Here is a 20988-nt window from a genome sequence, read left to right on the forward strand (position 1 = left end):
GGTGTCGAGCTACACCTCCGGCCTGACCAACCCGAACTCTAAGGAGTTCCTGGAAGAGGACGTCCGCAAGGTCTTCCAGAATGGTGATGCCGCCTTCGCCCTGAACTGGACCTACATGTACAACATGGCGAACGATCCGAAGGACAGCAAGGTTGCCGGCAAGGTCGGCGTTGTTCCGGCCCCTGGTGTTGCGGGCAAGAGCGAGGCTTCGGCCGTCAACGGCTCGATGGGCCTTGGTGTCACGACCGCCAGCAAGCATCCGGATGAGGCTTGGAAGTACATCGCCTTCATGACGTCGCAGGCGACGCAGAACGAGTATGCCAAGCTTAGCCTGCCGATCTGGGCCTCGTCCTATGACGATCCGGCTGTGACCAAGGGACAGGAAGAGCTGATCTCGGCTGCCAAGGTTGGTCTTGCCGCCATGTATCCGCGTCCGACGACGCCGAAGTACCAGGAGCTTTCGACCGCGCTGCAGCAGGCGATCCAGGAATCGCTCCTCGGCCAGTCTTCGCCGGAAGACGCCCTGAAATCTGCTGCCGAAAACAGCGGCCTCTAAGACGTGTACCCGGGCGGCGCCTGCCGCCGCCCGCTCCCGATCCTGTCCGATGAATGAAAAAAGGTGGCCCTGCCATGTCCGGCACCTGGATGACAACCCGCGCCTGGCTCTTGATGCTGCCGCTGCTTGTGGTGATGGTCGCCGTGATCGGGTGGCCTCTCGTCGACACTGTCGGCCTTTCGTTCACGGATGCGAAGCTTGTCGGCACCGGCGGCAATTTCGTCGGCATCGACAACTACGTGAAGATGCTCTCGGGTTCGAATTTCCAACGCACATTGATCACGACGACATGGTTCGCGATCATATCCGTTGCCGCAGAAATGGTGGTCGGCGTGCTTGCCGCGCTGCTGTTGAACCAGGAGTTTCGCGGACGCGGCGTATTGCGAGCGCTCATGATCCTGCCTTGGGCGCTTCCGACAGTCGTGAACGCGACGCTGTGGCGGCTGATCTACAATCCGGAATATGGTGCGCTCAATGCGGCACTGAGCCAGGTTGGCCTCATCGATGCCTATCGCTCATGGCTCGGCGAACCCGGTACCGCGCTGACGGCACTGATCGTCGCGGACTGCTGGAAGAACTTTCCGCTGGTGGCGCTGATTGCCCTCGCGGCCCTGCAGGCGGTGCCCCGCGAGATCACTGCGGCCTCACTGGTTGATGGCGCGGGGCCGTTTGCCCGCTTCCGCTTTGTGATCCTGCCCTATCTCGCCGGCCCGCTGATGGTGGCGCTGGTGCTTCGCACGATCGAGGCTTTCAAGGTCTTCGACATCATCTGGGTCATGACCCGTGGTGGGCCGGCAAACAGCACGCGCACGCTCTCCATCCTCGTTTATCAGGAGGCCTTCTCGTTCCAGCGGGCCGGTTCCGGCGCATCGCTTGCGCTCATCGTCACGCTGCTGGTGACGCTGCTTGCCGTCGCTTATGCCACCCTGGTCCGAAAGACGGCGGGGGGTGCGGCCTGATGGAACGCAAGAGCCCCTATTTCACCGCTTTCATTTACGTCTGCGCGCTGCTGCTGGCGGCCGTCATCCTGGCGCCGATCTTCTGGCTCTTCATCATGAGCATATCGCCGGCCGCCGATCTTGCTGCCAAGCCGCTGCGCTGGTGGCCACACACGGCCGATTTCTCTCGTTACCAGCTGCTGCTTTCCACGCTGGAAAACAGTGCCGGTGCGGCCTTCACCGCATCGTTGCGCAACAGCATCGAGGTCGCCGGCATGGCGACGGTCGCGGCGATCGCGCTTGCCATTCCGGCCGGTTGGGCCGTGTCGCGCACGCCGTCAATCGGGTGGTCGCTCTCCATGGTGATTGCAACCTATATGCTGCCGCCGGTCGCGCTTTCCGTCCCGCTCTACATGGGCCTTGCTTATCTCGGCATGCTCAACACCGTCTTCGGTCTGGCGCTCGTCTATCTGACGATCCTCGCGCCGTTTACGACCTGGCTGATGAAATCCGGCTTCGATTCCATTCCCAGGGAGATCGAATCCGCTGCGATGATCGACGGTGCGGGTCTTTTCCAGACACTGAGGATCCTCACCCTGCCGCTTGCCATGCCGGTCGTGGCGACATCCGCACTCTTTGCGTTCCTGCTTGCCTGGGATGAATTCTTCTATGCGCTGCTGTTCACGTCCGACCAGCGCGCCAAGACGCTCACCGTCGCCATCGCCGACCTGGCCGGCGGCCGTGTCTCGGATTACGGACTGATCGCGACCGCCGGTGTGCTCGCCGCCCTGCCCCCGGTGCTGATCGGTCTTGTCACGCAACGCGCCTTGATTTCGGGGCTCACGAGTGGCGGCGTCAAGGGATGAACATGACCACAGAGAAAAGCCGCCCGGCAGGTCTTGCCGCGATCGATCGCGAAATGGCTCGGCAGCATGCCGATGCGATAGCGTCTTACGAAGGCACGGGCGAAATGGCCGCCAAAGCTGCCGCGTCGCTGAAGCGCACCGGCAAGCTTCTGCTGCTCGGCATGGGCGGCTCGCACGCCGTCAACCGGGCTGTCGAACCGCTCTATCGCGCAGCCGGTTTCGACGCGATCGCCCTGCCGCTGTCGGAGCAGCTCGGCGAGCCGCTCTCGCTCGAAGGCCGCACCGTCTTCGTGACATCGCAATCAGGTGAAAGCGCAGAGGTCCTGCGCTGGTTCGACGAGACCGGCGCAAATGCGGACACCTTCGGCCTGACGCTGGAGGGTGGCTCCTTTCTGGCGCGAACGGCCCCGTCGCTGGTCGGCGCAGGCGGCACCGAGCTCGCCTTCGCGGCAACGCGGAGCCTGACCGTCACTTTCGCACTGCATCTCGCGATCTTCGCAGCGCTCGAAGAGAATCCGGCAGCAGCACTGGCCGTGCTGCGGGCGCCGCAGAGCCTCGATATCGAACCCGCTCTGGCAGCCCTCAAAAATGTCGCCACGGTCGTCACGTCCGGGCGCCGTTTGCAGGGTGTCGCGGAAGCGCTCGCGCTCGGCCTCACAGAGCTGTCGCGCCGCCCCTGCTTCTCGCTTGAAGGCGGACAGCTTCGCCATGGACCCATGGAAATGCTGGGGCCCTCGATCGGCGTCGTGCTTCTCCGTGGCCAGGATACGACGGCAGGTCTCGTGACCGCCATGGCCGTCTCGGCCGTCGAGACGGGTGCGCCGGTCATCGTCTTCGACTGCTCGGGAGAGGAGCCGGTTGCCGGCGCCGTCACGCTGCCCTTCAAGCCTGCGAGCGGTCTGGCCGCAATTTTTCAGCTGCTGCCGGTTGCGCAGTCGCTGATGATCGCGTTCGCCGATGCACGGGTCGAAAATGCCGGGACGCCAGTCCGCTCCACCAAGATCACCCGGAGCGAGTGAATGAAGCCGCTTACCGTCATCGGCAACGTCAATATCGACCTGATCCTTGGCCCGGCCACCCCCTGGCCGAAGGCCGGCACTGAAATCATCGTCGATCATGATGAATTGCGCGTCGGCGGGGCAGCCGGTAACAGTGCGCTCGCATGGGAAGGTCTCGGCATCGACTACGAGATCGCCGCCAATGTCGGCGATGATCAGTTCGGCCGCTGGCTGAGCGAGGCGTTCGGCACGCGCGCCAGCAAATGGCCGGTGCGCCCGGAAGGCACAACGCTCTCGGTCGGCATCACGCATCCCGACGGCGAGCGCACCTTCTTCACCACGCGCGGGCACCTGCCCCGCTTCAGCCTAGCCGACGTGCATGCCGTGCTCGATGGGGCCCGGCTTTCCGGCGGCTACGCCCTGCTCTGCGGTTCCTTCCTGACCGACGACCTGACGCGCGACTACGATGCCTTCTTCGACTGGACCGACCAACACCGGATTACGGTCGCCCTTGATACCGGCTGGCCGCTCGACGGCTGGACAGAAGCAAATTGTGCGGCAACGCGGCAATGGCTCTCCCGCTGCGGGGTCGCGCTGCTAAACGAGGTGGAGACGACGACCCTGACCGGCGTCGATGATCCCGCCGTGGCGGCGCGTGTCCTGCGCTCGCATATGCCGTCAGGTGCGATCGTTGTCGTCAAACGCGGTCCCGAGGGGGCGATCGCCATCGATGCCGACGGCAACCTGGTGTCCGCGGCAGCGCCCAAAGTGAGGGTCGTCGATACGATCGGCGCCGGCGACGTCTTCAACGCTGGATTCCTTGCCGCCCTTGCCCGCGGGGAAGCCCTCGCGTCCTGCCTTTCGGCGGGAACCGAGGTGGCATCCCGCGCCATATCCACCCTCCCGCGCAGCTATCGCGCGGCAGAGACATCCGGGAAGGCCGTTTGATGAGCGCGCTCGAAATCCAGAACATCCGCAAGACCTATGGCGACGTCGAGACGCTGAAAGGCATCGACATTTCGCTGGAGAGCGGCGAGTTCCTCGTGCTGCTCGGCTCCTCGGGCTGCGGCAAATCCACGCTGCTCAACATCATTGCCGGGCTGGCAGAGGCAACGAGCGGCGACGTCAGGATCGGCGGCCGGTCGGTGCTTGGCGTTCATCCAAAGGACCGCGACATCGCCATGGTGTTCCAGTCCTACGCGCTCTATCCGAACCTCTCCGTTCATCGCAACATCGGCTTCGGCCTCGAAATGCGCAAGGTGCCCGCGGCGCAGCGCGACGCGGCGGTGCGCGACACCGCGAAGCTCCTGCAGATCGAAGCCCTGCTTGACCGCAAGCCGAGCCAGCTCTCCGGCGGCCAGCGCCAGCGCGTGGCAATCGGGCGCGCGCTGGTGCGAAAGCCGGAGGTCTTCCTCTTCGACGAGCCGTTGTCGAATCTCGACGCAAAGCTGCGCATGGAAATGCGGACCGAGCTGAAGCGGCTGCACCAGATGCTGAAGACCACCGTCGTCTACGTCACCCACGACCAGATCGAGGCGATGACGCTCGCGACCCGCATCGCGGTGATGCGCGACGGCAGGATCGAGCAGCTCGGCACTCCTGAGGAAATCTACAATTCCCCGGCGACGCTCTACGTTGCGACCTTCGTCGGCGCGCCTCCGATGAATCTCCTGAACGCCACCGCCGCGGATGGCGCTCTGAGGATCGATGGCACCTCCACCGTCCTGCCCCTGCCGGCGGCTGCGGCAAAACTCGGTCAAGGCCAGGAAGTCGTACTGGGCATCAGGCCGGAGGCGCTGCGGCTTGCGGAGCCCGGCGCGTTCGAAGCCGTCTGCGAGGTAGCCGAACTCACGGGACCTGAAATGATCGTGACCGCACAGCTCGGGCCGCATCGGCTGATGGCCGCCCTGCCACCCCGAACCGCCATCACGGCCGGCCAGAAGATCGGACTGAACTTCGATCCCGATGCACTGCATCTCTTCGACCGCGCAAGCGGGCGCCGCTGCAGCTGACCGTATAGCGTCTGCCGCCCTTCTGATCGATGAGTCATCGTCAGCGTGCTGACGCCGAGGCCAGAGCCTGTGGACCCGGCGCATTTGCCCGTCGGCCATTAGGGGCATCGACCCGCAGGGCTGGAATTTCTTTCACTTGTCGAACAGGCGCCATCAGGCTCGCACAAGGGCCGAGCGCGAAAGAGGAACCTCGCACCTCGTAATCAAGGCAGCGGAGTAGCGGCCGAAATGGCCGGATCGACCGCGTGTTAGAAGGGCTTGAGAGTTTGAAAAGCGCTGCGCTTTCGATCCAGACGTCTGAAGATCCGCATCTCATCTTCGGCAAAGCTTCCATTGTACGAGCCTCCTATGAAGGAAGGGATCTCTCTCCCCTATGGGACAGTCTCTACGCCCGCGCTTCCGCCAATCCCGCCGACGCCGCGGTGTTCCTGGACGCGTCGATCCTGTTGCACGTGCTCGGTCAGAAAGATGAGGCGGCAGTTAGCCAGCAAGGCGCACTTTCGCTCAGCCGGAAATATCGCATCAGGAACGGACGGGGCACTGGCTTGAACGTCCTGGTTTTCGTGACCGCCGGCGATTTCATGGCGAATACGCCGATCGAATTTCTTCTTGAGGATTCCGACGCGAATATCCTGCTCTACTATGTCGATGCCGACACCAGAGACCTCAGAGATGTTCCGGAGCACGATGTCGCGTTCGTAGCGGTCGGCGAGTCGCCCGCCAATCGTCCGGTGTTGGAAAACCTCGAAAAGCTGCTGGATGCATGGGTCGGCCCCATCATGAACAATGCGCCACGCCTCACCATGGGACTCACCCGGGATGGTGTTGTGGAAGCGCTGAGGGACGAGCCTTCGATACTTGTCCCGGCCGTCGCGCGCGTCTCTCGAAGTGCGGTTGAGCAGCTGGCTTCTGGCGAGATCGAGATCGAAGCAATCCCTGGAATGGGCTCCTTCCCCGTGATTGTCCGGCCAGTGGGCACCCATGCGGGCGAAGGAATGGAAAAAATTTCCTCGCCATCGGAACTTTCGGCTTTCCTGACCGCTCGCGCCGAAAGCGAATTCTACGTCACGCCATTCATCGATTACAGCAGCGAAGACGGAAAATTCCGGAAGCAAAGAATCGCGTTCATCAATGGCAAGCCCTATGCCAGCCATCTCGCGATATCCGACCACTGGATGGTGCACTACTTGAGCGCCGGCATGGCCCAGTACGCCGATAGGCGTGCTGAGGAAGCATCGTGGATGGCCGACTTCGATAGCGACTTCGCGGTGCGCCAAGCGCGCGCCTTTGAAGCGCTTCATCGACGCCTCGGGCTGGACTATTTCGCGATTGATTGCGCCGAGCTTTCCGATGGACGCCTGCTCGTCTTCGAGGCCGATGTCGCAATGATCGTTCACTCGATGGATCCGGAGAGTGTGTTCCCCTACAAAAAGGGACCGATGAGCAAGCTCTTCGCAGCCTTCGAGGATGCGCTGCGGCAGCGCGCGGCGCAAGCGACGTCAACGGCGACGGTCAGGAGCGCTCAGGTAGGATGAAGCCCTTTGAATGCAACCCGCTCAGCATGCCTGCGATCCAGCCGGCCAGAGTTTGGAGCAGGCGCTAGTGCCGATGGAAGCCAAGCTCGACGTCGTGTTCCGTAAGTTATCTGCGGTCCTTCAACATCCCCGGGAGCCATGATGTTTCGGGAAGACAAGCAGCAGCCAGCGATCGTAGGCGGACCGAGCGAGACCTCTTTCAGCCTCGATCCATCGAACTGGGCTGAGTTTCGCCAGACCGCCCATAGCTTGCTGGACGACATTATCACCCACATCGAAACAATCAGGCAGAGGCCGGTATGGCAGAAGCCCGCAGATGAGACACGCGCGCGGTTTGCCCAACCATTGCCGATTGAGTCCCGTGAACTCGGCGATGTCTTGGATGATGTGCGTAGCCACGTCCTGCCGTTCGCGACGGGTAATTTGCACCCGTTGTTCATGGGATGGGTCCATGGCGCGGGCACGCCGATCGGAATGGTCGCGGAGATCGTTTCGGCCGGCCTCAACCTGAACTGCGGCGGCCGCGACCACGTCGGCCTCGAGGTTGAACAACAGATCGTCCGCTGGATGAGTGAGGCTTTGGGATATCCGGGTGGAGCGAACGGCCTGTTCGTCACCGGCTCCTCGATGGCAAACTTCCTCGCCGTGACGATTGCGAAAACCGAGGCGCTGGGTCAATCGGTCCGGGAGACCGGTTTGCGAAGCTGCGACCGCGAGCTTGTAGCCTATACGTCTTCCGAGGCGCATGGATGCATCGCGCAGGCAATGCAGCTCTCCGGCATTGGATCGGCGAATCTGCGGAAGATTGCGGTTGACGCTGCCGGCAGGATGCTGCCGGATGAGCTGTCTGCAACGATTGCGAGCGACCGTGAGACTGGACTCTTGCCCTTTCTCGTCGTGGGCACCGCTGGAACGGTAAACACCGGTGCCATCGACCCGCTTCCGGAAATCGCGGAAATCGCATCCACGGAAGATCTCTGGTTTCACGTCGACGGAGCAATCGGCGCACTGGCCGTATTCTCCCATTCCCTGCGCGACCGGTTCAAAGGCATAGAAAAGTCGGCATCGGTCGCCCTTGATTTTCACAAATGGGGTCAGGTTCCCTATGATGCCGGATTTCTGCTGGTTCGGGACGGCGCTGCCCAAAAGCGGGCCTTCGCGCAGCCGGCCGCCTATCTGCAGCGCGCGGATCGCGGCCTTGCGGCCGGCGAAACATGGCCTTGCGATCTAGGTCCGGACCTGTCGCGCGGATTCCGTGCCTTGAAAACATGGATGACAATCGAGGCGCTTGGAACGGAACGCATCGGAAAGTCGATCGCGCACACCTGCGAGCTTGCGCGCTATCTCGCCGAAAGGCTCAAACGCTACCCGATATTTGAACTGAAGGCGCCCGTTGCGCTCAACATCGTCTGCTTCGGCATTCGCGGCGCGAACGACGATTTTGTTCGAAGCCTGGTCCTGGATATTCAGGAATCGGGCTTTGCCGCGCCTTCCTGGACCACTCTTAACGGCGAACTGGCCGTGCGGTGCGCCTTTGTCAATCACCGCACGACGATCGCTGATGTCGATACATTCATCGAAACGCTCATCCAATACGTGGCAGACCGCGGCGTTTAAGGCGCAAATTGCAATCCGGCGGTTGACCGCGCCCGCTCGTCAGGCTTCCTCGAGTTCCCTCATGCCTAACGCCGCGCGTGCGGCGCGCTCACCGCTCATGAATGCAGCATCGGTCCAGATATATCCCCATTGGCCAAATCTACCGCAATAGTGGATCCCAACCTCATCCAGGTAGCCGTGCACCGTATCGACAGCCGCCTTTCGCTCCAGGTCGAATATGATATTGCCGAACGGAAGCATGATTGCGCTCTGATGGATAATCTCGCGCCTCGATCCGATCAGCCCGCATTTTATGAGCCCATCGATTGCCCGTTCGATCCACTCGTCGGGACTCTCTGTTAGCGGGCGGTATTTTTCACTGAAATAGATTTCCGCCTGCATGCCGCCGCAACCCGGCGGCACGGTCTTCGGCGAAAGATTTCCGCGATAGCTCACGCGGGCGAAGGGTATGTCCTCGTCATAGAAATAAGACCATTGCGGCTTGGTATCGATTGGCCGGTTCAGCCCGACGTTTACGACGACAACCTGGGTGCACGCCAGTTTCGCGGCTGCCTCGCGCACCTCACGCGGTGCATCAATGATCAGGGGAATAAGGACCGGCAGCGGCAGCGACGATATCAATTTTTCAAATGTCGCGGTCGTGCCGTTCCCGAATGACAGCTTCCTGTCTTTAAGATCAATTGCGACCAGTTCATGATCGCAAAATACCTGGGCCTTGTCATAGAATCCCTTGATGAAGGATTCGAAGCCGCCCTCGGTGGGATAGCGAAATTCACTGACATAGAACACGTCGAGCGGCTCATGTTCCAGCGCGCCCCTGAGAACTTCGTCGAGGTTCGGACGATACAGCCGAGGCCCCAACCAGTCTGTCGACATGTTGGCTGCCTCGGTCGTGTGGTACTTTTTGGTATAGACCATCGGAAACGTATTCGCGAAGGTCGGGCCAAACGCTGCCATCAGCCAGTCCTCGTAATTGCGAATCTCCGGATTTGGCTGCTGTCTTGCCTCGATAAAATCCTTGATGCAGTTCACCACGAGATCAGTCGGGAGTCCGTGAAGATTGACTTGAGCCGGATGCTTGATCCAGTAACCCTGCCAGTAATTGTTGCAGTAGACATTACCGGTTTCAAACTGCTGGTTCGTTGACCGCGCGAACAGCTCTTTTACACGCGTGTTTTTGGCGAAAGAGATGTGGACGCCTTCATCAAAAACGAAGCCATCGCCGGACCCGAAGCTGGATGTCAGTCCGCCTGGTCGCGAACGTTTGTCGTAGAGTTTGGCCCTGATTCCGTTGTCAAACAGGGTGTTGGCCGCACCAAAGCCTGCCATGCCGCTACCAAGAATGACATATCCGTTGTCTCTCATTCAAAGCTCCCCTCGCAATTGCAATTGGGTAAACTCCCCTTAAGACTGATCATGCTGCCACGACCTGCGGATACGGAATGGCGCGAAGAAGAATGCCGCCACGCTCGAGATATTCTTTCTGCTGACGAATGATTTCGTCGGCAAAATTCCAAGCCAGGATCAGGAGATAGTCCGGTTGCGAGCGCAGCAACTCATCGACGTCTTTGATCGGCAGCCGTACGCCCGGCATCACTTTGCCGACCTTGTGGGAGTTTCGATCGACAACGTACGAAATCGTACCCTCGGGGAGATCGACGTAGTTGAGCAAGGTCGCTCCTTTGGCCGCCGCCCCGTATGCGGCGATCGTCTTCTTGCGCGAGACGATCTCGGCCAGCATCCTTCTTAGATCGTCCCTCAGCTTTTCGACCCGACGGGCAAACGAAAGATAGTATTCCAAGCCATCGAGGCCGAGCGAACGCTCCTCGGCCTGGAATCGCTCCAGTTCGGCACTCTTGCCTCTCGTTTTGCTGACGCGAAGCCTGAGAGATCCCCCATGGATCGACAGCGCCTGCACATCATTCAAGTAGAGGCCGTGGCGGGCAAACAGGGGCTCGAGCGCCGCGAGAGAATAGTAGAAGACATGCTCATGATAGATCGTATCGAAGGCGCAGTTTTCGATGAGTTCGCGAACGTAGGGGAACTCGAACTCAGCAATGCCGTCATCGGCTAGAAGAATTGCGAAGCCCCCGACGAAGTCGTTTATATCCGTAACATGCGCTAGAACATTGTTGGCAAGCATGATGGATGCACGTTTGCCGTCTTCAACGAGCTTGCACGCCGTTTCCACCCCAAAGAAGGCAGTGAGCGTTGGGACGCCGGCCTCCAGAGCAGCCTCGGCGGGACCTTTCGCGGGGTCGATGCCGAGAACGGGTATTCCTCTCCGAACGAAATTTTTCAGGAGGTAGCCGTCGTTGCTGGCAATTTCGACAATAAGCCCCTGATCCAATGACGGATATTCTTCCATCAGCGCCAAAGCATGTGTTCGGCTGTGCTTCAGCAAAGCGGGAATAAAGGACGAGTAATATGGGTAATCCTGTCCGAACAGGATTTCGGGAGGAACAGTTTCGCTGACTTGAAGGAGTCCGCATTCACTGCAGAAGACGACCTCAAGCGGAAACAACTCCTCCGCCTCATCAAGGGAATCGGATTCGAGAAGGGCGTTGGCCAGCGGCTGTTCTCCCAGATCAAGCACTGTTGGAAGATCGCCACCGCCGCACGAGCGGCAAGCCTGGATACGGCCGGCAGGGATGGGCGTAGGCGTGGAGTTCGTCTGGCTCATGGCTGTCATTGGCTCACCTCAGCTATCAGTTCTGCTTCAAGGCTCAATTTTGCGGCTGCCAGTATCCGTCTGAAAGGAACGTTGGCTCGGTCCGCAATTTCAAGGATCGAATGAGATCCGTCCGCTAGGTTCAAAAGCCACAGGAGATCCATTTGGGAGGCTCCACCAGCCTCGCGCTGCCCGGCAATCGCCCTATAAAGGCCCCGCCTGCCAAGTTGCGGCTCCCCACGACCATCAGTGCGTTGAAAAACTCTGTCGTTATCAAGAAGATGCAGAACTTCCTGTAAAACACCGAACGATTGCTCAAGCGCTGCCGAAGTGACGAAATCGCAGTTATCGTCTGATGTGTGATATTCCGGAAAAGTGCCATGCACGGCTCGCATGAAGCATCCCACCGGTAGATTGAGACCTGGCGAGCCATACTGTCTTTCATCATAGCCGTAAGGTAAAAACGGCAGAATTTCGTAGTCGTGGTCGACATGGCGCAGGACGTGTTCCACCGCGCGGTCGATCGCGGCACCCGATCGACTTGTCTTGTAGTGGAACGGCCCCGCATCCCCTACGCAGGTGAGCACCAGACCATGAGCAATCCGGTCAAGCTTGCCTTCATTTTGCGCCAGCCACGTGATGGCGCCGATCGTTGCAGGCAGGAAAAGAAACCGCACTCCCAATCGACGGGGGCCGGCGTGACTCAATTGCGCGGCAAGAGCAGTAGCCACAACAACCCCGGAGAGGTTGTCATTGGCCAAGCTTGGATGACAGACGTGGACGGATATGAGGATTTCCTTCTCCGTCTCCCCTGGAATGAAGTACTCGCCGTAGGTCAGGCTTCCGGGAGCCAGCGCGCTGTCGATCTGCACGAGGTAGCGGTCGTCCTGCATCGAAAGCCACGTCGAGTGGCGCATGCAGAACCCCCAGTCGCGGGCGTAGTACCCAGTGCGATATGGAATTGAGTTCGGCTGGTCCGGCAAGGTATGCACATGTGCGGCCAGTTCTTCCCGGGAAATCTCCTTCTCGACCGGTACGCTGTAGCCGACAACGTGGAGATTGCTCTCGGCGAAATCGACAATGGTTCGACCCGCGAGGGTCTTGATGACGGCGCCCCGGATATTCCATTCCTCCGGAACCTCCCAATCGAACACAGGGGTACCTGTCGGAACCTCATGGATCGAGAGCGGAACGAACCTGCTGAGCGATGCCAGCGTTTGACGAACGCCGTTACCAGTAATGCTGCGCGTTATGGGGAAGAGCTCGCGCAGTAAAGCCATCATGTCGACCGGCGCATACTGCTCGTCATTTGCAATCGTATCTCGGTCGGATGTCGTGAGCGCCATGGCATCTCCCCTTTGAAACGGGCGGAAATTCCATATGGGCTAACAATAATGGCATAATAGAGGTAAATTTTTGTCAAAATTAATTCGAAACAGGATTAGAGCACGCTTTCTGCAAGAGTAAATTACGATATACTGTTCACAAATGAGGCATTATGCGATCTTATATAAACAGTGAAATTGCAGGATTCCTGACTATATTGCCGTGTTTTTTTCCAAGCGGTTCGACAATGACTATTTTAACGTCATGTATTCAATGGATTTATCCGATGAGACCGACTTAAGTCGGTGCACGATTTCGCTATCCGCAGGACGCTCTCAAACGGAAGGAAGCACCCGCCGACGAGCACGCGGTATCGACGCGGATGCGCTATCTCTCCGATAGCAACCTGGACTACTCGCTCTGCCGGAAATTACGGATCCGGTCGAACAGGACGGCAAGCACGATTGCCCCGCCGATGAAGGTGCCCTGCCAAAAGGCGTTGATGCCGAGCAAGCCAAGACTATTGCGGATCACTTCGATCAGAGCCGCTCCGACCAATGCACCGAAGGCGGTGCCGATACCGCCCGCCAAATTGGCGCCGCCGATGACCGCCGCCGCTATGACCTGAAGTTCCATTCCGGCACCGATGTTGGTGGTGACGGCGCCCAGCCAGCCGGTTTGAACGATGCCTGCAATTCCCGCCGACAAGGCTGAGATCATGTAAACGGCGACCTTGATGCGGCGAACGGGAACGCCGGTCAGGGTTGCGGCATGCTCGTTGCCGCCGATGGCGAAAACATAGCGGCCGAACCTGGTCCAGCGCAGCACGAAGCCGGTAAGAAGCGCCAGAATGACCATGTAGAGAACCGGATTGGCGATGCCGAGAAACCATGCCCCGCCGCCCAGCGCCAGAAGCTTGTCGTGATCGGGGCCGAACTGGAAGACGACCGTATTGTTCGATGCGACCATTGCCAGGCTGCGCGCAATCGAGAGCATGCCGAGAGTCACCACGAAAGGCGGGAAGTTTAGATACGCTATCATCACACCGTTGAAGGCCCCGATCAGAAGGGCGGTGCCGATCGAGGCGGCAATGCCAATTTCGATACTATAGCCGGCGTGCATGACCACCGCGAGCACCATGCTGCAGAGGCAAAGCACCGAGCCAACCGACAGATCGATGCCCCCGGTGATGATCACCAGGGTCATCCCGAGCGCGATGATCGCGACGAAAGTGACGTTTCGGGTGATATTGTAGAGGTTCTTCGCCGTCGCAAAGGAGTCGGTGGCAAAGGACAGGAAGATGCAGGCAAGAATGACGGCAACCAGGACCCAGAATGTCTGGCCGCCTACCAACTCCGAAAGCCAGCTGCGCTGCTTCTGTGCAATCGTCTGGTCAAGGGTAATTGCCATCGTCGACCTTCATTTCTCCCGATAGGGACAGCAGCGCCGATCAAACCTGTTCGATGGCGCCGGTGATAAGACCCGTGACTTCCTCCGGCGAACTCGCCGTAATCGATTTGTCGGCTACTTTTCTGCCCCGCCGCATGACGATCACGCGGTCGGCAACGGAGAAAACGTCGGGCATGCGATGGCTGATGAGGACAACCGCAATGCCCCGGTCACGCAACTCGCGGATCAGATTGAGGACCTCCGCGACCTGACGGACCGAAATCGCTGCGGTTGGTTCGTCCATCAGCACGATCTTCGCCTCCGACAGCATGGTGCGCGCGATCGCCACCGCCTGTCGCTGGCCGCCCGACATCTGCTTGACGAGGTCGCGCGGGCGCGTTTCCGATTTCAGTTCCCTGAAGATCTCGCCGGCTCGCCTGTACATCGTCTTGTAATCCAAGACCTGCAGGGGACCGACGCCGCGGCGCAGTTCGCGTCCGAGAAAGACGTTTGCCGCCGCCGTCAGATTGTTGCAAAGGGCCAGATCCTGATGGACGATCTCGATACCGTGCTGCCGTGCCTCGACCGGCCGGTGCAGTACGATTTCCTCGCCCTCGAGACGCATGGTGCCTTCGCTCGGCCGAAAGTTTCCGGCGATCATCTTGACCAGGGTACTCTTTCCAGCCCCGTTATCCCCCATGAGGCCAACCACCTGCCCCGCCTCCAGCGAAAGCGAAACGTCGTTGACGGCGTGGATGGCACCGAAATGCTTGGAAATGTTGGTGAGTTCGAGAACCGTCACCAGCCGACTACCTCCCCAGAACCTGCAGGCTCCCATCGCTGTCCGTTGCCCGCCGGAGTCAGCCGCCTGCGATCTCGCCCTGCCGATCTCCTCCCCGGAAAAGCGATTGTGCTCATTTACGCAAAAGCTTGAAGAACCGTCAATCGATTGTCCGCCTGATCAGCCCATCATCACAAAAATCTGTATTTGTCGTACAAATACCGGTTGACGCCGGAAACGCGCGGATATTAGCTTCTGCTAGGAGAGAGAGCATGCTGATCCTTGTCACCGGGGCTACGGGCAAGGTCGGGCGGCGCTTCATTGCTGGGCTGCTTGACGATGCGAGATTTTCCAAGGCACGCATCCGCGCGCTTTGTCATAATCGCTTGCTCGATGAGACCGACCGCATCAGCGTGATGCGGGGTTCGATCGCTGATCGAGATGTCGTGGTAGCGGCAATGGAAGGCGTTACCCACGTCCTGCATCTCGCCACTTGCAAGGAAACGCCCGCCGACGTCATGGATGTAACGGTCAAGGGCCTCTTCTGGCTGCTCGAGGCGTTCCGCTCCAGCCCCACCACGCAACAGTTCATCCTCATCGGAGGCGACGCCGGCATCGGCCATTTCTACTATCGCCATGATGGGCCGATTACCGAAAATGCGGCGCATCGCGCCTATCCGGGAAGCTACGCGCTGTCCAAGGTCCTCGAAGAGGTGATGCTCGAGCAGTTTGGCATCCAGTACGGCATCAACGGCTGCTGCCTGCGTGCGCCCTGGATCATGGAGAAGGACGACTTCAAGTTCACGCTTTCTTTTGGCGAGGATGTCTTCGGTGGACCCGACTGGAAGACGCTTGTCCGGCCGGCCGACGCTGAACGTTACGCCCGCGAAGGCACGGTGCCGTTGCTGCATGACGCGGACGGGCGGCCATTGAAACGCAATTTCGTGCATGTCGACGATCTGGTCTCGGCGATACTGGCCGCGCTCGACAATCCTCGCGCCAAAGGGCAGCTCTTCAACATCTGCATGGACCGCCCCGTGGATTATGGGGAAGTCGCCGCTTACCTCGCTCGCACGCGAGGGCTCGGCTCCGTCGACATAGCGAGCCAGTTCCACTCGAACTGGATGGACAACAGCAAGGCCAAATACCTGCTGGACTGGAGCCCCGTCTACGATCTGGAAAAGCTTATCGACTCGGCCTGGGAATACGAGCGATCAAAGGAGGAGCCTCGTATCGTCTGGTACCCGGGTTGATCACGTGGCGGGCAGTGGTGTCCGTCTTTTTCAAAGGGAGGAAGCTATGAGGAAGGCATTATTGCTTACAGCTGCTGCTGTACTCGCGCTCACGGCCGGACAGGCCTTGGCCGCGAAAAAGCAGCTCGTCATCGTCGTCAAGGGCCTCGACAATCCATTCTTCGAGGCAATCAACCAGGGCTGCCAGAAATGGAATAAGGAAAACGCATCCTCGGACTATGAATGCTTCTACACCGGTCCGGCATCGACCTCCGATGAAGCCGGAGAGGCGCAGATCGTCCAGGATATGCTGGGCAAGGCCGATACCGCCGCGATCGCCATCTCGCCGTCGAACGCCAAACTTATCGCCCAGACGCTCAAGACAGCCAATCCGAGCGTTCCGGTGATGACGCTTGATGCCGATCTCGCGGCAGAGGATGCCGCTTTGCGCAAGACCTATCTCGGCACGGACAACTACCTGATGGGTGCGCGGATCGGCGAATACATCAAGAAGGCCAAGCCGAACGGCGGCAAGATCTGCACCATCGAAGGCAATCCGGGAGCCGACAACATTCTGCGCCGCGCGCAAGGCATGCGCGACACGCTCAGCGGGCAGAAGGGACTCGCCGCATTGAAGGGCGAAGGCGGCTGGACCGAAGTCGCCGGCTGCCCGGTCTTCACCAATGACAATGGCGCCACGGGTGTCCAGGCGATGACCGACATCCTCGCCGCCAATTCTGACCTCGACGCTTTCGGCATCATGGGCGGCTGGCCGCTGTTTGGCGCACCGCAACCCTATCGCGACTTGTTCAAGCCGATGGCCGACAAGATCGGCAAGAACGAATTCGTGATTGGCGCCGCCGACACAATCGGCGACGAAGTGGCAATTGCCAGGGAAGGCCTCGTAACCGCCCTCGTGGGCCAGCGTCCGTTCGAAATGGGATACAAGGCACCCACCGTGATGATGGACCTGATCGCCGGAAAGCCGGTTGAGGATCCGGTGTTCACCGGGCTCGACGAGTGCACCAAGGACACCGTCGACACCTGCATTCAGAAATAAAGCGTGGTTCGGAGCGCTCAAGCGAGTGGGCGCTCCGCTGCCCCGATCCTTCCATGGGACACAACGCGTCTCGCTGGCCCTTCTTATGGTGGCGGCGGTTTTTAACTGAGTTCCTGCCCAGGGGGTAACAAAGCGCTCCGATGAAGGACAGGAAGCTAGGACGGCCTTCGAGCCTCAGTCATGCGCCCAAGGCAGACAGCGTGAAATACATTTGCGCGGCGCCAGTGTGCATGCCTCCATAGCCGGCAAAAGAGTGCTTCGCATCGTGCGTGGTGACCAGTCGCCGGGGGACCATGCTACCAAACGAGGCGAAGTGGTCGCAAACGTTCAAGGCGAGCCTGTCGGCCATGCGCGAAGCGACAAACATGCGGATGGCTAGGCCGGCTTGCTTTGCGCCCCAAGATCGGTAGCTGAGTAGAGAGCCTAAGCGAACACCGATAGCAGCCGGCCGCGATAACAGTCCGATCATCCCTAACCGGCCGAAGAAACAGAAAGGGGCACCACCGGCCGTGGTGCTCCCTTCGCTTTTGACCATTACGTTGCCGCCAGTCAGCTGGGGGCATGCATTTCCGCCTGTGGCTTGACGTTTTGGTTCATACGAAAGAGGTTTTCCGGATCGTAACGCCGCTTGATCTCCGTCAGGCGCTTGTAGTTGGCGCCATAGGCTGCCTCGACACGATCGCTCTCATCCTCCGGCATGAAGTTGATATAGGCGGTGCCGATCGCATGCTTTTTTGTCGCTTCGAAAAGCGCGCGTGCCCAGCTGATGCAGGCGTCGTCCATCGACTTCTCGCGCCAGCGCGCATGGACGTTCATGACGAAATGCGAGTTGCGCTGGGGGAAAGCCGTTGCCTCGAGCGCGATGCGGCCCGCCGCGCCGCCCACGTGGCCAATGAATATCTCGCATTCCGGCCCCGGGAGGCTGCGGACGGCATCAAGCAGAACTGCGATCGTTGCATCCGAAAGCTCGGCGAAGTCCTGGCTCTTCCAGTAGTTGCGGGCGCCCGGCGCCAACAGCGGATCGAATGCCTGCTGCCAGCCGGCAAACGGCATCGGACTGACGACATCGACGATGGGATTGCCAATGCTACGAAGCCTCGCCGTAGCCTCCTGGCCCGTTTCGATGTCGCCGCAATAGCACATGGCGAGGGCGAGAATTTCCTTGCCGTGCCATTCGGCAGGCAGGAAGGGCAGCGGCGGCGCCTTGCGCATGACAGCCCAGCATGTCAGCTCGTCCGGCGCGGTCTCGAGCGCTTGGCGATATTGTCCGAGCACCGTCTCCGCATCATCGAAGGGATGGATAACCAGACCGGCCAGCACTTCGCCCGGCAGATCGTGAAGCCGGAATTCGAAGGAAGTTACCACGCCGAAATTGCCGCCGCCGCCGCGCAGGGCCCAGAACAGATCCGGCTCCTCGTTCTCGCTTGCACGCACCAGCTTACCGTCGGCGGTCACAACCTCCAGGGAAATAAGATTATCGATCGTAAGACCGAACTTGCGCGTGGCCCAGCCGAAACCGCCGCCAAGCGTCAGACCCGCGATGCCGGTCGTCGAGTTGATGCCGGTCGGCAGAACCATCCCGAAGGCCTGAGTTTCGTTATCGACATCGGCAAGGGTTGCACCCGGCTCGACCCGAAGGCGACGTGTGGCGGGGTCGACTCTTACCGATTTCATCGGCGATAGATCAATCATGAGGCCGCCCTCGCACACTGCGTTCCCAGCAATGTTGTGCCCGCCGCCACGCACCGACAGCAAGAGATTGTTGTCGCGCGCAAACTTCACCGCTCTCATGACGTCGGCTGCCCCGGCACAACGTGCGATAAGGCCGGGCCTCCGGTCGATCATGCTATTCCAGATAGCCCGCGTCTCGTCATAATTGGCGTCCTTATTGGTGATTAAGGTACCGCGCAGCGCCGCCGCAAAGGCATTAAGGGCCGCGTCGTCCACGACCTTCTGGCCCTTTTGCAGGGTCGTAAGATTCAAGCTGTCCATGATTGTCTCCCTCGGCGGGCCCGCCCCATTTACCGCCGGGGCATTTTGCGCTTCGTGCCGGCCTTACGCAAGATAATGCTAATACACAATCCGGACTTGCTCTTCACAAGTTGGGATGATTGCTCTATATGCCACCTCGTAATCCGGTCGCAGCCCACCCGGTCAAAACAAGGGACCAGACAATCATGAAAACCATCGTCATCTGCTCCGGCGGATTGGACTCCGTTTCGCTCGCCCATAAGGTCGCCGCGGAACACCAGCTCATCAGCCTTCTTTCCTTCGACTACGGTCAACGGCACCGAAAGGAGCTCGACTTCGCCGCCGCCTGCGCCAAACGGTTGGGCGTGGCCCACCACATCATTGACATCAGACAGATCGGCAGCCATCTCACGGGGTCAGCGCTGACCGACGACGTCGACGTTCCGGACGGGCATTATGCCGAGGAAACGATGAAGGCGACCGTCGTTCCCAACCGCAACGCCATCATGCTCGCAATCGCCTTCGGACTTGCCGCGGCGCAGAAAGCCGATGCCGTTGCAGTCGCGGTGCATGGCGGCGACCACTTCATCTATCCGGACTGCCGGCCGGGCTTCATCAATGCATTTCAGGAGATGCAGAACCAGGCGCTCGAGGGCTATGCCAGCGTTTCGCTCTACGCGCCTTACGTCACCGTCTCGAAGGCGGACATCGTCACCGACGGTGCAAGGAACGGCACTCCCTTTGCGGAGACGTGGTCGTGCTACAAGGGTGGCGCGCGCCATTGCGGCCGTTGCGGAACCTGCGTGGAACGGCGCGAGGCATTTCATCTTGCCGGTGTTAACGATCCGACCGACTACGAGGATCCGGACTTCTGGGTGGCTGCAACGGCCGGCTTCTCCGCCGAGGAGGTGAAATGATGTTCCGTATCACCAAGGAGTTTCATTTCTCGGCCTCGCACCAGCTAACCGGCCTTCCCGCCGAGCACCAGTGCGCGCGCCTTCACGGCCACAATTACATCGTCGTCGTGGAGCTTGCGGCCGCCGAACTCGAAGAGAACGGCTTCGTTCGCGATTATCATGAGCTTGCCCCTCTGAAGCAGTATATCGACGAGCGGTTCGATCATCGGCATCTCAACGAGGTCTTCGGTCATGACCGCGTGACCTCCGAATATCTCGCCAAGCACTTTTACGACTGGTGCAAGGCGCGCCTGCCGGAAACCTCGGCCGTCCGGGTCAGCGAAACGCCGAAGACCTGGGCGGAGTACCGGCCATGAACGAGCCTCGCGAGACGCAGATCCGCGTCAGCGAAATCTTCGGGCCGACGATCCAGGGAGAAGGTATCCTGATCGGCCTTCCGACCGTATTCGTCAGGACCGGCGGATGCGATTACCGCTGTTCGTGGTGCGACACGCTGCACGCCGTCGATAGCGAATATCGCGATCAATGGCTTCCGATGTCGGTTGACGACATCTGGCGGGAGGTTTCGCGGCTTTCTGGTAATCGCCCGCTGACGGTGTCGTTGTCGGGCGGCAACCCGGCGATCCAGCCGCTCGGACCGCTGATCGCACGCGGCCATCAGGAGAGCTATCAGTTCGCGCTGGAGACGCAAGGCAGTATCGCCAAGGATTGGTTTGCCGATCTCGATGTGCTGGTGCTGAGCCCGAAGCCACCCTCAAGCGGGATGAACACGGATTGGCGTGCTTTCGATGACTGTCTGCGGGCGGCTGGAGCGAAGCCGCAGATCGCCTTGAAGATCGTGGTCTTTGACGAGCGCGACTATCTCTATGCGCGCTCTGCCGCGGCGCGCTATCCCAGCCTTCCGGTCTACCTTCAACCCGGCAACCACACGCCTCCGCCGCCCGAAGACGACGAGGCAGTGGTCGATATCGACGGTATCATGGACCGGATGCTCTGGCTCGTGAACAAAGTGACGGAAGATCGCTGGTTCGAAGCTCGCGTCTTGCCGCAACTGCACGTGCTGTTGTGGGGCAACAAGCGGGGCGTCTGACAATCGAGTGTCCCGGCCGTGTCTGCGGC

The 20988-nt window shown here is 60.2% G+C and carries 19 protein-coding genes and 1 pseudogene; 14 read left to right on the top strand and 6 right to left on the bottom strand.

From position 1 onward, the window contains the following. From ACPYOI_RS13075 to ACPYOI_RS13110, 8 genes are all read left to right on the top strand, one after another. A partial coding sequence (locus ACPYOI_RS13075; protein WP_481422931.1) for an extracellular solute-binding protein occupies positions 1-556 on the top strand: 556 nt, incomplete at its 5' end. A 74-nt stretch (positions 557-630) separates the two neighbouring features. After that, complete coding sequence (locus tag ACPYOI_RS13080; RefSeq protein ID WP_481418393.1) at positions 631-1515, top strand: carbohydrate ABC transporter permease; 885 nt, start codon at positions 631-633, stop codon at positions 1513-1515. Further along, positions 1515-2360 carry a carbohydrate ABC transporter permease gene (locus ACPYOI_RS13085; RefSeq protein ID WP_481418394.1) on the top strand — a complete coding sequence of 282 codons (846 nt, stop codon included), beginning with the start codon at positions 1515-1517 and terminating at the stop codon, positions 2358-2360. The genes ACPYOI_RS13080 and ACPYOI_RS13085 overlap by 1 nt, the downstream gene beginning before the upstream one ends. Continuing rightward, entirely contained in the window at positions 2357-3379 is a 1023-nt protein-coding gene (locus tag ACPYOI_RS13090; RefSeq protein WP_481418395.1) for an SIS domain-containing protein, read from the top strand. Before ACPYOI_RS13085 ends, ACPYOI_RS13090 begins: the two co-directional genes overlap by 4 nt. After that, positions 3380-4306, top strand: coding sequence for a PfkB family carbohydrate kinase (locus ACPYOI_RS13095; protein WP_481418396.1), 927 nt, complete (start codon positions 3380-3382; stop codon positions 4304-4306). Further along, positions 4306-5370, top strand: coding sequence for an ABC transporter ATP-binding protein (locus ACPYOI_RS13100; protein ID WP_481418397.1), 1065 nt, complete (start codon positions 4306-4308; stop codon positions 5368-5370). Before ACPYOI_RS13095 ends, ACPYOI_RS13100 begins: the two co-directional genes overlap by 1 nt. 245 nt (positions 5371-5615) lie before the next feature. Continuing rightward, positions 5616-6905, top strand: a complete 1290-nt coding sequence (locus tag ACPYOI_RS13105; protein WP_481418398.1) for an ATP-grasp domain-containing protein — start codon at positions 5616-5618, stop codon at positions 6903-6905. A 141-nt stretch (positions 6906-7046) separates the two neighbouring features. Then, a complete protein-coding gene (locus tag ACPYOI_RS13110; RefSeq protein ID WP_481418399.1) occupies positions 7047-8522 on the top strand; it encodes a pyridoxal phosphate-dependent decarboxylase family protein in 1476 nt (491 codons plus the stop codon). A 39-nt stretch (positions 8523-8561) separates the two neighbouring features. Here ACPYOI_RS13110 and ACPYOI_RS13115 read toward each other — a convergent pair whose 3' ends face one another. The 5 genes from ACPYOI_RS13115 to ACPYOI_RS13135 form a co-directional block, all read right to left on the bottom strand. Beyond that, positions 8562-9887 carry a protoporphyrinogen/coproporphyrinogen oxidase gene (locus ACPYOI_RS13115; RefSeq protein WP_481418400.1) on the bottom strand — a complete coding sequence of 442 codons (1326 nt, stop codon included), beginning with the start codon at positions 9885-9887 and terminating at the stop codon, positions 8562-8564. A 49-nt stretch (positions 9888-9936) separates the two neighbouring features. Continuing rightward, positions 9937-11214 carry a methyltransferase domain-containing protein gene (locus ACPYOI_RS13120; RefSeq protein ID WP_481418401.1) on the bottom strand — a complete coding sequence of 426 codons (1278 nt, stop codon included), beginning with the start codon at positions 11212-11214 and terminating at the stop codon, positions 9937-9939. Next, on the bottom strand, positions 11211-12539 hold the full coding sequence (locus ACPYOI_RS13125) for a DUF4910 domain-containing protein (protein WP_481418402.1): 1329 nt from the start codon (positions 12537-12539) through the stop codon (positions 11211-11213). Before ACPYOI_RS13125 ends, ACPYOI_RS13120 begins: the two co-directional genes overlap by 4 nt. A 391-nt stretch (positions 12540-12930) precedes the next feature. Continuing rightward, on the bottom strand, positions 12931-13929 hold the full coding sequence (locus ACPYOI_RS13130; RefSeq protein ID WP_168829742.1) for an ABC transporter permease: 999 nt from the start codon (positions 13927-13929) through the stop codon (positions 12931-12933). A gap of 40 nt (positions 13930-13969) precedes the next feature. Next, positions 13970-14746: an ATP-binding cassette domain-containing protein gene (locus ACPYOI_RS13135; RefSeq protein ID WP_481418403.1), complete on the bottom strand. Its 777-nt coding sequence runs from the start codon at positions 14744-14746 to the stop codon at positions 13970-13972. Between the two features lie 215 nt (positions 14747-14961). Here ACPYOI_RS13135 and ACPYOI_RS13140 point away from each other — a divergent pair, with 215 nt between their 5' ends. The 3 genes and pseudogenes from ACPYOI_RS13140 to ACPYOI_RS13150 all read left to right on the top strand — a co-directional run. Continuing rightward, positions 14962-15942 carry an NAD-dependent epimerase/dehydratase family protein gene (locus ACPYOI_RS13140; RefSeq protein ID WP_481422932.1) on the top strand — a complete coding sequence of 327 codons (981 nt, stop codon included), beginning with the start codon at positions 14962-14964 and terminating at the stop codon, positions 15940-15942. 46 nt (positions 15943-15988) lie between these two features. Next, positions 15989-16981, top strand: a complete 993-nt coding sequence (locus tag ACPYOI_RS13145; protein WP_481417292.1) for a substrate-binding domain-containing protein — start codon at positions 15989-15991, stop codon at positions 16979-16981. 205 nt (positions 16982-17186) lie between these two features. Further along, a pseudogene (locus ACPYOI_RS13150) lies at positions 17187-17392 on the top strand (FadR/GntR family transcriptional regulator); the annotation flags it as partial. Between the two features lie 138 nt (positions 17393-17530). On the opposite strand, the gene ACPYOI_RS13155 reads toward ACPYOI_RS13150, so the two are convergent. Beyond that, positions 17531-18973, bottom strand: a complete 1443-nt coding sequence (locus ACPYOI_RS13155) for an FAD-binding oxidoreductase (protein ID WP_481417293.1) — start codon at positions 18971-18973, stop codon at positions 17531-17533. 185 nt (positions 18974-19158) lie between these two features. Between ACPYOI_RS13155 and queC the strand changes: the two genes are divergently transcribed. From queC to queE, 3 genes are read left to right on the top strand one after another with little or no spacing between them, the layout of a single operon-like run. Continuing rightward, positions 19159-19869, top strand: a complete 711-nt coding sequence (queC, locus tag ACPYOI_RS13160) for a 7-cyano-7-deazaguanine synthase QueC (protein ID WP_481417294.1) — start codon at positions 19159-19161, stop codon at positions 19867-19869. Next, positions 19869-20225, top strand: coding sequence for a 6-carboxytetrahydropterin synthase QueD (queD, locus tag ACPYOI_RS13165; protein WP_481417295.1), 357 nt, complete (start codon positions 19869-19871; stop codon positions 20223-20225). The genes queC and queD overlap by 1 nt, the downstream gene beginning before the upstream one ends. Then, on the top strand, positions 20222-20959 hold the full coding sequence (gene queE / locus ACPYOI_RS13170) for a 7-carboxy-7-deazaguanine synthase QueE (protein WP_481422933.1): 738 nt from the start codon (positions 20222-20224) through the stop codon (positions 20957-20959). The genes queD and queE overlap by 4 nt, the downstream gene beginning before the upstream one ends. The last annotated feature ends 29 nt before the right edge of the window (positions 20960-20988 follow it).

The sequence above is a fragment of the Rhizobium sp. SVR5-2C genome (assembly GCF_056755115.1).